The organism is Alteromonas sp. Cnat2-8 (assembly GCF_022348355.1).
GTDB lineage: Bacteria > Pseudomonadota > Gammaproteobacteria > Enterobacterales > Alteromonadaceae > Alteromonas > Alteromonas macleodii.
Window position 1 is genome coordinate 32,233 of record NZ_JAKREX010000008.1, and the last position, 12,646, is coordinate 44,878.

General features: G+C 45.2%; 10 protein-coding genes. 5 read left to right on the forward strand and 5 right to left on the reverse strand.

The window, feature by feature from the left end:
- A complete protein-coding gene (locus MHN00_RS19210) occupies positions 1–645 on the forward strand; it encodes a response regulator transcription factor (RefSeq protein WP_014950824.1) in 645 nt (214 codons plus the stop codon).
- Here the strand turns inward: MHN00_RS19210 and MHN00_RS19215 are convergent.
- The 4 genes from MHN00_RS19215 to rimK all read right to left on the reverse strand — a co-directional run bounded on the left by MHN00_RS19215 (position 605) and on the right by rimK (position 4,100).
- Entirely contained in the window at positions 605–1,594 is a 990-nt protein-coding gene (locus MHN00_RS19215; RefSeq protein ID WP_239302088.1) for an amino acid ABC transporter substrate-binding protein, read from the reverse strand. The genes MHN00_RS19210 and MHN00_RS19215 overlap by 41 nt on opposite strands.
- A gap of 68 nt (positions 1,595–1,662) precedes the next feature.
- Entirely contained in the window at positions 1,663–2,097 is a 435-nt protein-coding gene (locus tag MHN00_RS19220; RefSeq protein WP_014950822.1) for a RimK/LysX family protein, read from the reverse strand.
- Between the two features lie 17 nt (positions 2,098–2,114).
- Entirely contained in the window at positions 2,115–3,146 is a 1,032-nt protein-coding gene (locus tag MHN00_RS19225; RefSeq protein WP_014950821.1) for a succinylglutamate desuccinylase/aspartoacylase family protein, read from the reverse strand.
- Between the two features lie 48 nt (positions 3,147–3,194).
- Positions 3,195–4,100 (reverse strand): 30S ribosomal protein S6--L-glutamate ligase, encoded by a 906-nt coding sequence (gene rimK / locus MHN00_RS19230; RefSeq protein ID WP_014950820.1) that lies wholly within the window; start codon positions 4,098–4,100, stop codon positions 3,195–3,197.
- 276 nt (positions 4,101–4,376) lie between these two features.
- Here rimK and MHN00_RS19235 point away from each other — a divergent pair, with 276 nt between their 5' ends.
- Positions 4,377–5,000, forward strand: a complete 624-nt coding sequence (locus tag MHN00_RS19235) for a mechanosensitive ion channel family protein (protein WP_014950819.1) — start codon at positions 4,377–4,379, stop codon at positions 4,998–5,000.
- A 47-nt stretch (positions 5,001–5,047) separates the two neighbouring features.
- Here MHN00_RS19235 and MHN00_RS19240 read toward each other — a convergent pair whose 3' ends face one another.
- On the reverse strand, positions 5,048–8,491 hold the full coding sequence (locus MHN00_RS19240; RefSeq protein ID WP_239302090.1) for a PAS-domain containing protein: 3,444 nt from the start codon (positions 8,489–8,491) through the stop codon (positions 5,048–5,050).
- Between the two features lie 248 nt (positions 8,492–8,739).
- Here MHN00_RS19240 and MHN00_RS19245 point away from each other — a divergent pair, with 248 nt between their 5' ends.
- From MHN00_RS19245 to MHN00_RS19255, 3 genes are all read left to right on the forward strand, one after another.
- Entirely contained in the window at positions 8,740–9,006 is a 267-nt protein-coding gene (locus MHN00_RS19245; protein WP_039216401.1) for a DUF4212 domain-containing protein, read from the forward strand.
- Between the two features lie 3 nt (positions 9,007–9,009).
- Complete coding sequence (locus MHN00_RS19250) at positions 9,010–10,716, forward strand: sodium:solute symporter family protein (RefSeq protein ID WP_039216400.1); 1,707 nt, start codon at positions 9,010–9,012, stop codon at positions 10,714–10,716.
- A 98-nt stretch (positions 10,717–10,814) separates the two neighbouring features.
- Entirely contained in the window at positions 10,815–12,644 is a 1,830-nt protein-coding gene (locus MHN00_RS19255) for a putative nucleotidyltransferase substrate binding domain-containing protein (protein ID WP_239302092.1), read from the forward strand.
- Positions 12,645–12,646: the final 2 nt, after the last annotated feature.

Consider the following 12,646-nt stretch of genomic DNA (forward strand, 5'->3'; position numbering starts at 1 on the left):
ATGATAACCCTTCTAATCGCTGATGATCATCCGCTGTATCGCGATGCACTAAGAGGCGCGTTGTCGTTGTCACTTCCAGCCTTAACACTCAAAGAGGCGGGAGACCTTAACACTACAGTCGATATTCTCAACAACGAGGATATCGACTTATTGTTGCTTGATTTGCACATGCCGGGTAGCAATGATTTGTTTGGCTTACTGCATATTCGAAAACTCTTTCCCGAACTTCCTGTTGCCGTAGTCTCTGGCACAGAAGACACCACACTTATTTCAAAGATTATTAGCGTGGGCGCGCTAGGATTCATCCCAAAAACTGCCAGTGCGCAAGATATTGCAAACGCCGTAGAAGCAATTCTGGATGGCGATGTATGGCTACCTGATAACTTAAGTGAAGACGTTGATGAGGTGAATGAAGAGTTCTCTGAATTAGCGGACAAAGTTGCCTCGCTAACGCCTTCGCAATACAAGGTGCTTTGTTACATGCGAGACGGCTTGCTGAACAAGCAAATTGGCTTTAATTTAGATATCGCAGAGGCCACGGTTAAAGCGCATGTTACTGCTATCTTTAAAAAGTTGGGCATAAACAACCGCACACAAGCGGTACTTATTGCTTCACAACTTGAGTTGGAGCCGCCGGTTCAGTAACGTCGAACTTAAGCACGGCTTCTGAGGTAGCAAATTCCGGTAAGAACTTTTCTAATGCCAAGCGGCTTTGTTCACTTAGCAAAGGGTTGTCAATTTCAATAACCGTTCGCCCTTCGGTAAGTGCCATACCTTCTCTAAAGTTATCATGAGCCAACAGTAGCTCCTGAAACTTACCCGTTTCGAAGAGCCTTAACAGACCTTCAGCTATCCGCCCGGCTAATGCCTGATTGTCGCTTCCTACAAAGAAAAAGATGGGGCTTGGATACGATATTATAAGGTGTTCATCAATAGTTAGGCCGCGAGAAAGGGTTTTGTCTGAGAGTTCCTCTTTGATTTCCATTACGCTTCTTGGAAACATATCGGCGAAGCCTTCCGAAACAATGCGAAATGACGCTCGGTAGGTCGTTTCCAACACTGGGATATCGTTTGCGCGAAATATCTTCGTATCGGGCCAGTCGTAGCCCAAAACCGCGCGGTATGCTCGTAACGCGTTTAATGACTTTACTTCTTTAAGTCGCGTATCGCCTTCTCTGACCAGCAGTGCACGCTTACCAAAAAGACCCGCCATAATGGGAATGCGAATGGGCAGGAACTGACGTTCACGCTCTGTCGAGGTAACGCTCCACGTCACGTCTAGCATGTTGTGTTCAAGGCTGCGTAGTTGACGTTCTTGCGCCGTTTCTTGGTCGCTGACAATCAGTTCAAAAGAACCGTATTGAGGTTCAGTAACGCGCAGTGATTCTGTGAGAAGACGTTTAGCGTAGGCGTATACGGCGTCTCGTCCAGGATGAATATTTGGCAAGCGGAGAACGGTGTGAGGTAAGTCAGTACTTACCTCATTTATGTTTTGCTGCTGAGCATGAGCACTCAATAGTGTAAATACACTCAACAGTAAAGCGGCAACACTTAGGGCTTTTTTCGTAACGTCCATATTTTGTATTTCATGCACTAAACGCATGCCTTACTGCAAGCTGCCGCAGGTATTAACGTTGTTTAACCATTGGCAAACTTGTATTGCTAGTCTTTCCCCGTCAGCAAAAAGTCGTGTTCGGGGTCTACAATAAATTGACCACTCATCGCTTCTCTTCCGAGCAGCATCAAATAGGTCATTTCAGAGCGGTCCGTTAGGGTTAACTGAATATCCCACTGGTACCCGTCCATTATTATAGGCGTAATTATAACATAGCGCTTCTCAAGTGTAGCCGTTGAGCTTTTTACGCGTTTTTGTCCTTCTACACGTGCTTCTCTGCGAACCACGCGTTCAACGTTGTGAATGTCCGGATGAATATCAAATTTAATCCATAATTCACCGTCTTGATCAAACTCTTCAATGTTATCAACGTGAAGTGAAGACGTTGCCGCCCCTGTATCAACGCGTACGTTCAAATCAGAGATGGCGAGTTTTGGTAAATCGCAAAGCTCTACCGCACCAACAATTTTTTTATTGTTCATCAGTTTTTCTACCAATTTTATAAAACAGGCCCCTGTTCTGGTGGCAATAAATTGTCTTGTAATAATTCTACGTGTTCTGCAACAGTATCAGGCTCTGAAAAGTATGCAATGTGGTAAACCGCTTCACCTTCTTGGGTAAGCGGAATATTTTGTTTACCAATTACAACACCTTCTGCAGGGCTTTCAAGGCTGTCTAAATAATTGCCAAACGGATCAGCAATAATGGCCAGTTTGTCACCTTTCTCAACATGGTCACCTAGCTGTGCTAGATGCGTCACAAAGCCACTTTCTGGCGCGCGAACCCATCCACTTTGGCGCGCTATAAAACGCTCGATACTGTGGCCCTTACTGCGGCTTTTATTCAGCATGCCCAAATGACGCATGGTATTAATAATGCCTCTTACGCCGGCACGAATAGAAAACTCGTCATAACGTAACGCTTGGCCTGCTTCGTAAAGCAGAATTTTAACGCCACTTTCACTGGCCGATTCGCGCAAAGAGCCATCGCGTAACTCTGCGTTAAGAAGTACAGGTACGCCAAACGCTTTTGCCATTTCCAGTACTTCTGGGTCGTCTAAGTCAGCGCGAATCTGAGGCAAGTTACTACGGTGTATAGCGCCGGTGTGAAGGTCAATGCCGACATCGCACTTACTTACCACTTCTTTGAAAAACAAGTTGGCTAACCTACCGGCAAGCGAACCTTTTTTACTCCCTGGAAAACTGCGGTTCAAATCGCGTCTATCGGGTAAATAACGAGACTGGTTTAGTACGCCATACACATTAACCATAGGCACCGCGATAAGGGTTCCTCTTAGGCGTTCAATCGCTTTTGAGCGGATAAGTCTGCCTACTATTTCGATGCCATTTAATTCGTCACCGTGAATGGCTGCGCTGACGAACATAATGGGACCTGGTCGCTTTCCTCGTTTAACGTAAACCGGAATGCTCATATTGGTGGCCGTGTACAACGGCGGCATTTCTAATTCAATCTTTTTTGTTTCGCCAGGAGCAATGTTTTCACCCCCAATTCTTAAAACATCATTTACCACTAACGTTTTCCTATATTTACGTTATTGCATAGCAAAGGTTAAAGGGCGCTAGCCCTTTCCACGGGTTTTTGTTTTGTGCGGCTCTGCGCTTTTTTCAATGAACTCGATGATCATACTGGCGACATCTTTATTGGTCGCCTTTTCAATGCCTTCAAGGCCCGGCGAAGAGTTTACTTCCATAACGACTGGACCGTTGTTCGAACGAAGAATATCCACGCCACAACAATTTAGTCCCATCGTTTTAGCCGCATCTACCGCTGTTTTGCGTTCCGCTGGACTTAGGCGAACTAAACTTGCCTGACCGCCACGGTGAAGGTTAGAGCGGAATTCCCCAGGTGCTGCTTGGCGCTTCATCGCTGCTACAACTTTTCCACCTACCACAAAGCAACGAATATCTGCACCGCCCGCTTCTTTAATGAACTCTTGCACTAAAATACTGGCGTTAAGACCCATAAAGGCTTCAATGATCGACTCTGCCGCTTTTTGCGTGTCGGCCAATACCACGCCAATACCTTGCGTGCCTTCAAGTAACTTAATAACCACTGGGGCGCCGCCAACCGTCTTAATAACATCATCGATTTTATCAGGGTGGTGTGCGAAGCCTGTTCTCGGCATACCTATGCCTTTACGTGATAAAAGCTGCAATGAACGCAATTTATCTCGAGAGCGGCTGATAGCAACCGACTCGTTAAGGCTGTATGTGCCCATCATTTCAAATTGGCGAACGACTGATGTGCCATAAAAGCTAACCGATGCGCCAATTCGCGGGATCACTGCATCGTAATAGGGTAGTCGCTTACCGTTATAGCGAACTGACGGTCGCGCACTGGTGATATCCATGTAGCAGTGCATGGTATCGATAACGTCAACCTGATGCCCGCGAGCCTGCCCAGCTTCGACTAAGCGTGAAGTAGAGTAAAGACGAGGATTTCTAGAAAGAATTGCAATGCGCATTATAAAAAAGCCTGTAGTTTGTGTTTTATTTTGTCGTTTTATCGACCAATCTATTACCACGTTAGAACGTGATTGTTAAATAGACAAGTCATTTTTGCGCGCATACTAATGTAAGTGTTCGGGGGTGTCTTACGAATAATTCTTGTTGTGTCGATTGCTTTTAATGCATGAACTTGACAGTTTTTCACGTTAGCATTAGAGCGCGTCGGCCTTTTTAACGTAAAATCAGAATTTAAGGTCAGTCTGCTTAACGAAAAAATGTAAGGATTTGGGTTAATGAATGAGTGGTGGCATGGGTTTTTGGCGTGGTTAACTCAGTACCAGTCAAATGTCGTGTGGAGTGGTTTGGTTTTACTAATTTATTTGGCGATGTCTCGTAAGTTGCTGCCGAAATTAGAAACCAACATCGTAAAGTCAAAGCTAAAATCAAATAGTGCTATTAAAGGACTTTTTGCTGCACGGGTTATTGTCGCTACAGTATCGTTAGCCTTGTTGTTGCTAGCATGGGGGATTGATTTTTCTGGGCTCTTAGTGCTTTCCACTTCTATCATCACGGTAACCGGTGTTGCGCTTTTTGCTAGTTGGTCACTCATAAGCAACATCACTGCGTACTTTATTTTGCTCACTAACGTAGCGTATCGCAGAGGTAATTATGTGCGCATTCTCGACGGCGATAACTTCATTGAAGGTGTGATTGCCGATGTAGGGCCGTTTAGCACGCGCTTGCTTACCGCTGAGCGTGAAACCCTCATGTATCCTAATAACCTAATTTTAACCCGTCCTGTTTTGCTCAACCCTAAAGAGAAGTGGGGAGCAATGGGAAAAGTGGTGGCAAAGTCGAGCGTAGAAACGCCGGTGGTTAAAATTGAAGAAAGTAAACCACACGACGAATTACTCTAGACGTCTTTCCTTACACAAATAGCGAAAAACATGCAGCGAGCTACTAGCTACACGTTTTTCGCCTCCCTGATGTAGCGCGTCATACTTTGAAGTAGTGCGCGCAGTTTCGCTGGTTTTAGCGGTTTAGCTAAGAAGTTTACGCCTTGGGCTTTACACTGTGTAACTAAGCTTTCATCTGGTGTCGCCGTTATAAGCGCTGCTGGCACCACAATATTAAGTCGATGTCTTATCTCTTCAATCAAAGCTAGCCCATTTTTCTCGCTGTCATGACTGAGCTGATAATCCATGAGTAAGATTTGAGGCTGAATAGTCTCACAGACTTTCAACGCGTCATCCCAATTGTTCGCAAGCACCACATTGATTCCCCATTTCTGTAATAGGGTCTGCATGGCATCTAAGTTCTCTCTTTGATCGTCCACGCAAAGCACGTCCATGCCTGTAAATGTTGTACTGCGGGGCTTTGCTGTAACGTTGGATACCTGTTTTGGCTCAGCTTTATCCAAGCTAAACGCAAAGCAGCTGCCTTTGCCTATTTTCGAGGTAACACTAATATCGCTGTTCAACTGCAGACTTAAACGTCGAACAACCCCCAAGCCAAGACCAATACCGTGTTCCTTACTTTCGTTTGCGCGGAAAAAGTCACCAAAAATGCTGTCTCTTTTATCGGTAGATATGCCAATGCCTGTGTCGATAACTTTGAAATAAACGGTGTCTTTGACAGGCTTGATAATGAACAAGACGCGGCCATTTTCCGTGTATTTCACCGCATTTGAAAGCAAGTTTTGCGTTATTCGGTATAAGTACGTTTTGTCAGCTTTTACCCAGCACGGGCGTATAATCGCTTTAAAACCAAGTCCTTTTTCCCGCGCGCGCATCGCCATTTCGTCCACAAGTGGTGACAGCAGGGTCCTTACATCAATAGGCTCAATATCGGGTTTCATTTCACCTTGATCTAAGCGTGCAATATCCAGCAAAGTGCCAATGAGTGTTTCGCTAGACGTCACGCTATGGCTAAGCTTTTGAATAATGGCTAACGCTGACTCAGTCAGTTCTTGTTCTTCAAGGGCGCTCACGTAGAGCTTGGCCGCATTTAGCGGCTGCAAAACATCATGGCTTGCGAGCGCCAAGAAGCGGGTTTTACTGGCATTGGCATCTTCTGCAGCCTTTCGTGCCCTTATCAGTTCTTTCTCGGCATCAGAGCGCCGTTCTATTTCAAGTCGAAGCTCGGCGTTTATGGAGTGTACTTCTTCAGTGCGCTTCTTAATACGAGCCTCAAGGTCAATGTTTGATTCTTCAAGCGCTTGCTGTATTTCCACGTGTCCGGTGATGTCGTTGAAGCTTGTTACGAAGCCTCCGCCAGGTAAAGGATTACCTACCATCTCAATAACCCGTCCATCCATTCGTTGTCGTGTGAAGCGATGGGGCATACCGGATCGCAAGTGCGCCAAACGTTTTTCTACTTCAGCATCAACATCGTGAGTTCCAAACTCGCCTTGCGACGCGTTGTATCGAATGAGCTTTTCAATAGGTGTGCCCACAGCAAGTAAGTTGTCTGGGTAGGGATAGAGGTTGGCGTAGCGTTTATTCCAAGCGACCAAATTCAAATGTTTATCTACCACGCTAATTCCCTGATCCATGTTTTCAAGCGAGGTTAATAGCGCCGTCATATTAAATTGCATCGCCTGCGTGGTATCGTCGAAGAAGTTAATGACCTCCGTAAAATCCATTTTTTTACCGCGCAGCGCACTGTCTAGTAATACCTTCGCGCTCGATGCTCCAATCACACCACCTAGAGCCCGTTCACAAAAGGATAAAAAAGACTCATCAGGCGTATCAGTATGATTTAGCTGGCAATTATTTAACTGCTGATATTGAGTGAGAAGTTGATCGCAGCGGCCTGTTCCCATAAAGGTTGAAAGCAGGGTGATAAGGTCAGACACGGTGACATTAGTCGCTTGTGATTTAACCGTATTAGTACCAGATATAGCGGGTGAAACAAACGCTTCTGCTTGCATTCTATCAATGAGGCGCTGGGGTGCAAAGTGGGAAAATAGAATGTAGACAAGGCTATTTGCTGCCAAGCTAATCATGGCGCCTTGACTAATAAGCTCGTTTTGTTCCATCTGAGACACTTGTTCACTCACAATGGGAAGCACTAACCACAGCACCCAGATAACAAGCCCTACCATTAGGCCTGCGTAGACACCATGGGCGTGAGCGCGTTTCCAATAAAGGCCGCCAACAATGGCAGGCATTAGCTGTATTACAAGAGAAAACGCAATAAGACCAATAGAGTGAAGAGACCGACTGCTGGTCATTTGCTGGTGGTATAAAAAGGCCATTAATAAAATGAAGGCAATAACGATACGGCGGATAAGGCGGATTCTTTTCGACACGTCTTTTTTATCATCAGTATTGCCGGAAAATGCAAGAATACGGGGCAATATCACGTCATTAGTAAGCATGGTACTTAGCGTTAACGTGGCGACAATAATCATAGCGGTGGCCGCAGAAAGCCCTCCCACAAAAACTGTGACCTGAAGCAATGCTGACTCAGAAAACATAGCGAGTGATAAAACATACGAATCGGGCTCAATGCCTTGGCCTGCAAAAATGGCTTTACCCGCAATAGCGATAACAGGAATAACAGCAGAAATAACGGTGAGGTAAAGCGGAAACAGCCAGCGCGCTGTGCGTAAATGGCCTAAGCTCAAGTTATCAATAATGGCTACGTGAAACTGACGAGGTAAGCAAACAATGGCTGCCGCAGCCATAATCGTTTGTGCAATGAAGCTAAATGAGCCAAATTGAGCAAGTGCTACCTCGTTCGTGAAGCTCTCAAAGAATGCCCCTGATTGCGTGCGTTTCCAAGCGCTATAGCCGACAATGGCGACTAACACTAAGGCAAGTAGCTTAATGGTTGACTCAAAGGCTATGGCTAGCATTAGACCACGTCTGTATTCTGTAACGTCGGTTTGGCGTGTACCAAAATAGATCGCAAAAACAGCGATAAAGCCCGTGGCTGCAATGATAATTCCATTACTGTTGGGTTGCTGAGTTAACAGTTGAAAGGTTGCGCCAACCGCTTTTAATTGGAGCGCGATATAGGGGATGGTGGCGAGTAATGCAATCAGGGTTACTACCAGGGCAACGGTTTGTCGCTTTCCGTAACGAGAGGCAATAAAGTCGGAGATGGTAGTAATATGCTGCTTTTTACTGACTAATGTCAGCTTATAAATAAATTTGTATCCCAGCACATACACTAGGATAGGGCCAAGCATAATTGGCAGATAAATCCATGTATCTCTGCTTGCTTGCCCCACCATGCCAAAAAACGTCCAAGCAGTACAATAGATTGCCAGGGCCAATGAATAAATGGCGGGATGGGAAGTTAATGCTCTTGCTGTAGGCGAATTCTTCTCTCCCCAACTTGCCAGTGAAAACAGCAAAAAGAGGTACAAGACTGCAAGTGTTACCCAACCAAAAACCATAATCTTCCTTTAACCTAGTTTTAACAACTGTGCCCATATTATAATCATTTCGACCATGGTCTACCTACGACCATGGTCTCATTTTGAAATTCACACCTCAGGTCTAGAGTAGTAGCTGACCTCCTAGATGCTTGACTTTTGCTGCTTTGTTTCCAAAACTTTCAAACGCAGCAATAACGTTAACAAAGCCGAGCGTTAGGGAATTGTAAAATCATAACAACTAGTTAACCTGACATGAGGGTGAAACAATGGCATTTAGAAACGAAGAGGACAAAAAAGCCTACTGGAGTGAAAACCTAGCACTCCTCGCTAAGCTTTTAGTCGTTTGGTTCATCGTATCATTTGGTGCCGGCATACTGTTTGTCGATATCTTAAATGAAATTCAGTTTTTTGGCTTTAAATTAGGCTTCTGGTTTGCACAACAGGGCTCAATTTACGTATTTGTTGCATTGATCTTTGTCTATATGGCGAAGATGAACGCCATGGACAAACGCTACGGCGTAGATGAGGAGTAAATCATGGACGTTCAAGCTTTAACATTCATTATCGTTGGCGCGTCGTTCGCGCTGTATATTGCAATTGCAATTTGGGCCCGCGCCGGGTCGACAAATGACTTTTATGTAGCAGGTGGTGGCGTACCGCCTGTTATGAACGGTATGGCTACGGCGGCAGACTGGATGTCGGCTGCATCGTTTATCTCTATGGCGGGCCTTATCTCATTCATGGGCTACGATGGTGCGGTATACCTTATGGGCTGGACCGGCGGCTACGTTCTACTTGCACTTTGTTTAGCACCTTACCTACGTAAGTTTGGCAAGTTTACGGTACCTGACTTTATTGGCGATCGCTACTACTCACAAACCGCACGTACGGTTGCGGTATTTTGTGCCATCTTCGTTTGCTTCACCTATGTAGCAGGCCAAATGCGTGGCGTAGGCGTGGTATTCAGCCGCTTCTTAGAAGTGGATATTGTGTCTGGCGTAGTTATCGGCATGGTTATTGTGTTTTTCTACACCGTGCTTGGCGGTATGAAAGGCATCACTTATACTCAAGTAGCGCAATATTGCGTAATGATATTCGCTTACATAGTGCCTGCCGTGTTTATCTCAATGATGGTAACAGGACACATCCTGCCACAAACTGGCTTTGGGGCAACTTTAGCTGACGGTTCGGGGATGCATATGCTGCAGAAACTCGATAATTTATCCGTCGAACTCGGGTTCAATGAATATACGTCAGGAACGAAAAGTACTATCGATGTATTCTTTATCACCTTTGCACTAATGGTGGGGACTGCGGGTCTTCCACACGTTATTGTTCGCTTCTTCACTGTGCCTAAAGTTCACGATGCACGTAAATCTGCCGGCTATGCCTTAGCATTTATCGCCATTCTTTACACTACAGCACCGTCGTTAGCAGCGTTTGCCCGTGTGAATATGATCGAAACCATTAACGGCCCTGAAATGACGGGTACCAGCTATGAAGAAGCGCCGTCGTGGATTAAAAACTGGGAACAAACTGGCCTTATCTCATATGAAGATAAGAACGGTGATGGCAAGATGTTCTATTCGGGTGATGAGCGCAACGAAATGAAAGTTGACCGCGACATCATGGTATTGGCTAACCCTGAAATTGCTAATTTACCAGCGTGGGTTATTGCACTCGTTGCCGCGGGTGGTGTGGCAGCAGCCCTTTCTACTTCAGCGGGCTTGCTGCTGGTTATTTCAACCTCTGTATCACACGACTTACTGAAGCGGAACTTTATGCCGAATATTACCGATAAAGCCGAGCTTATGTATGCGCGACTGGCTGCTGGTGTGGCGATAGTGATAGCGGGTTACTTCGGTATTAATCCACCTGGATTTGTGGCGCAGGTGGTGGCATTTGCCTTCGGCTTGGCGGCGTCGAGTTTCTTCCCGGCAATTATCATGGGTATCTTTAGCAAGCGTATGAACGATAAAGGTGCTATTGCTGGGATGATTTCAGGTATCGCGTTTACTGCGGCTTACATTATTTACTTTAAGTTTGTAAACCCAGCGGCTAATACGCCTGACAACTGGTGGTTTGGTATCTCTCCTGAAGGCATTGGTACTTTGGGTATGATGGTGAACTTCATTGTGGCTTTCCTTGTGTTCAAAGCAACAGATGAAGCGCCAGAAGAAATCCAAGAACTGGTTGAAAGCATTCGTTATCCTAAGGGAGCGGGTGAAGCATCAGCGCACTAAGCTAATGTTGCCTAAAGATAGGCTTTAGCAAAATAAAACCAATCTACTGGCGAAAGTGAGTAGGTTGGTTTTTTCTTTTTGTGTACCGGACAATTTCTATGACTGCAATGGCTAAGCAAGTTGAAGACTTTCTCAATACATCAGCGCCTTTCGAACTACTAGATAATGATCAGAAACACGCGTTGGTAAAGCACACAGAACTTATCTATTTAACTAATGAAAATGTTAACGATGTTTTCAAAGATAAGGTGTCGCTGTTTCTTATTCAAAGTGGACAGTTTTCTGTGAAAGATTCCGATGCTCCCACGCGCCACTTGAGTGATGGGGACTATTTCGGTTATACGAATATAATAGAAAAGAGCAATTTCCCACTAAGCATAACGGTCGACAGCCCTGGGTTGGTCTATTGTTTCGATGCGCTAGCCATTGAGCCTTTACTAGAGATCCCAGTAATACGGCACTTTTTTGATGGGCTTAGAAATAATGCACTTCAAAATCACGCTATAGCAGATAGTAATTCAATGTGGCTCTACAAAGGCCTTACTGATGCTATCGAAAAAGCCCCGGTTTCCGTTGATGCTCAAACACCCATTACGGTTGCTGCTCAGTTAATGACGTCGCAAAAAGTTTCTTCTTTGTTGGTTACGCAAGAAGAGAAGCTTATAGGCATTATTACTGATCGTGACTTAAGGTCGAGAGTAGTTGCGGCATCTTTAGACATTCATCTCCCTGTTAGTCAGATAATGACGGCTAACCCCGCCCAAATTATGGGAAACAGAACGCTTTTTGATGCATTAGCGCTAATGACAGAAAAAAATATTCATCATTTGCCTGTTATCGACAACCAAACGCAAGTGCCGCTTGGAATGGTAACGGCCAGCGATATTATTCGTCATCAGCGGGGGAACGTACTGTTTATAATTGGTGAACTAAGCAAAGCCGAGAACTTATATGAACTCACTCGCCTCTCGTGGCAACTGCCTCACTATTTCTCTGCTCACGCGAAAAAAGCGGGTGATTACGATATTGCTGGAAAAATACTGTCACAAGCAACCGATATTATGACCAGAAAACTCATTGGTTTTTTCCAACAAGCTAACGGTAAAGCTCCCATGATGTTTGCGTGGTTGGTGTATGGCTCGCAAGCTAGAGAAGACCAAACTATGGGCTCAGATCAAGACAACGGCTTGCTTCTTGCAGAACGACCTTCCGAAGCGCAATCCGCATACTTTTCAAATATGGCTCAGTACGTATGCAACGGGTTAGCGAAGTGCGGTATTAAGCTGTGCGATGGCAATATTATGGCCAGTAACCCCAAGCTTAGGTTGTCATTGGATGAGGCTCTTGAAGAGGCGAAACAATGGGTAAAAGCGCCCACCAAAGATGCGATTATGCATTTTAATATTTTTCTTGATGTTCGATGTGCAGCGGGAGATATAAGCTTATTCAAGCACCTTCAAAAACGGCGTGCGCCTTTGATGCAGCAAAACATGTTTTTAGCAGCACTTGCCAGGCATAGTAATGAAATATCTGTGCCGCTTTCCATGTTTCAGAAGTTTGTTTATGAAAAGGGTAGAAAACAAAAAGACCTTATCGATCTTAAAACCCGTGCTGTCGCTTTAATTAATAATATCGCCCGAATTTACGCACTAGCCGATGGCGTGACTTTACCTAATACACTTGCACGCCTAGAAGTTCTTTCTGAACGCTCTCAACTATCGAAGCGTGATGCAACAAATCTTCGCGATATTTGGCTTTTCCTGAATCGCCTGCGCTGGCGCCATCAACTTGAAAACAAAGTTACCGACAACCGAGTGTCGATATCCAGCTTGTCCTCAATTGAGAAACATCAGCTTAAAGCGGCATTTAAAGCGATAGAGAGAACCAATCAAGCTATGGTGATGAAGTTTTCTGGCGGCGTAAGTTAACC